2 protein-coding genes are annotated in these 2,107 nt (G+C 74.7%); both read left to right on the top strand.

Features of this window, described 5'->3' with window-relative positions; all coding sequences use genetic code 11:
- Positions 1 to 1,512: ABC transporter ATP-binding protein (locus VAE46_RS02335; protein ID WP_322795299.1), on the top strand; the 1,512-nt coding region annotated here is incomplete at its 5' end.
- The coding region (locus VAE46_RS02330; RefSeq protein ID WP_416223930.1) for a hypothetical protein at positions 1,509 to 2,107 on the top strand (599 nt) is incomplete at its 3' end. The genes VAE46_RS02335 and VAE46_RS02330, both read left to right, overlap by 4 nt.

The following is a 2,107-nucleotide window of genomic DNA, read 5'->3' as shown; positions in this document are numbered from 1 at the left end:
GCCTCGGTTGTCATCGAACCCGGCTCCTTCACCCTCGTCGCCGGGCCCTCCGCCGGCGGCAAGTCCACCCTCCTCCGCGTCTTCAACGGCCTCGTGCCCCAGTTCCACGGTGGCCGCATCACCGGCACCGCCCGCTGCGCCGGCCTCGACCCCTTCCGCACACCCGCACGCACCCTCGCGGGCGCCGTCGGCATGGTCTTCCAGGAGCCCGAGAGCCAGGCCGTCGCCGAGACCGTCACCGATGACATCGTCTTCGGCATGGAGCAGCAGGGCATCGCCCCCGCCGAGATCGCCCGCCGCCTCGACTCGCTCCTCGCCGGCCTCGGCGTCGCCCACCTCCGCAGCCGCCCTCTCCACACCCTCTCCGGCGGCGAACGCCAGCGCGTCGCCATCGCCGCCGTCCTCGCCCTCCAGCCGCAAATGCTCGTCCTCGATGAGCCCACCTCCCAGCTCGATACCGGCGGCGCCGAGGCCGTCCTCGCCGCCATCGCCGACCTCCGCCGCCGCGGCGACCTCGCCATCGTCCTCGCCGAACACCGCCTCGAACGGCTCCTCCACCGCGTCGATGCCGTCATCGAAGTCGACGCCGGCGCCGTCCGCCAGCTCACCCCCGGCGAAGCCGCACGCGAGCTCCGGGCCGTCCCGCCCGCGGTCGAACTCGCCCGGCGCCTCGGCTGCGACCCCCTCCCGCTCGCCCTGCCCGAGATTCGCCGGGCCCTCGCCGGTCAGGCCCTTGCCGCCCGCCCCCGCCCGCTGCCCTCGCCCGGCGAACCGCTCCTGCGCCTCGAATCCCTCGCCGTCGACTACGGCGCCCACCGCGCCCTCGATGGCATCGACCTCGAGGTCCGCGAAGGCGAAATCGTCGCTCTCGTCGGGCCCAACGGCAGCGGCAAGACCACCCTCTTCCGCGCGGTGAGCGGCCTCACCCGCCCTGCCGCCGGCCGCAGCTGGCTCCCCGGCGACCCGCCCCCGGGCGACCCGCGTACCCGCACCGCCATCGCCGGCCTCGTCCCCCAGGACCCGGCCCTCGCCCTCTACCACGAAACCGTCGCCGCCGAGCTCGCCGAAACCCTGCGCCACCGCCGCCTGCCGGCAGGCCCCGCCGCCCTCCGCGCCGCCGCCGAGGCCTGGGGCATCGCCGAACTCCTCGAGCGCAACCCGCGCGACCTCTCGGTCGGCAAGCAGCAGCGCGTGGCCATCGCCGCCATGCTCGCCCACGGACCCCGCCTCTGGCTCATGGACGAACCCACCCGCGGCATGGACGGCGCCGCCAAAGCCTGGCTCGCCGCGCGCCTCCGCGAGCACGCCGCCGCCGGCGGGGCCGCCATCGTCGCCACCCACGACATCGAGTCCGCCGCACAGTACGCCACCCGCGTCGTCGCCCTCGAAGCCGGCCGCCTCCGCTTCGACCTCCCCGCCCGCGCCGCTTTCGCCGCCGATGGGCCGCTCCCTACCCAGGTCGCCGCCCTCGTCCCCGGCGCGGTCATCCTCGAGGAGGTCGTGGCCGCATGAGGCGCTTCCCGGTGGTGTTCGCCGGCGCCCTCACCGCGCTGGCACTTGCCGGCGTTGCCCGCGCCGATGGCGAAGCCGGCCTCGTCATCCAGGACGGCGAGACCGTCACCACCTACTGCGTCCCCTTCCAGGGCGACAGCATCTCCGGCGAGCAGCTCCTCGCCAGCGCCGGGCTCCCCATCGAAAAGTTCGGCGGCGGCAGCGGCGTCGTGGTCTGCGCCATCGGCGCCACCGGCTGCTTCGATCCCTCCTCCTTCGACTCCTGCTTCTGCCAGTGCAAGGGCAACGACTGCACCTACTGGGCCTTCTTCACCCGCCAGTACGGCAAGAACTGGGTCTACTCCTCCCTCGGGGTGGCCCTGGCCCGCGCCCGCGACGGCGAACTCCATGCCTGGAAGTGGGGCAAAGGCGGCCCCTCCAGCGCACCCGCCCCTTCCAACGACATCACCTTCGAGCAGGTCTGCGGTCACCCGCCCCGCGGCGGTGCCCCCGCACCCACCCCCACCTTCACCCCCTCCCTCCCGTCCCCGGCCTCCACGCTCCAGCCCACACCTGCCTCCACGCTCCCGCCTTCTCCCGCCATCACGCTCCAGCC

It is taken from the genome of Tepidiforma sp. (genome assembly GCF_034433535.1).
Taxonomy (GTDB): Bacteria; Chloroflexota; Dehalococcoidia; order Tepidiformales; family Tepidiformaceae; genus Tepidiforma.
Note: the sequence above shows the minus strand (reverse complement) of the source record. Positions and strands in the feature narration are given on the sequence as shown.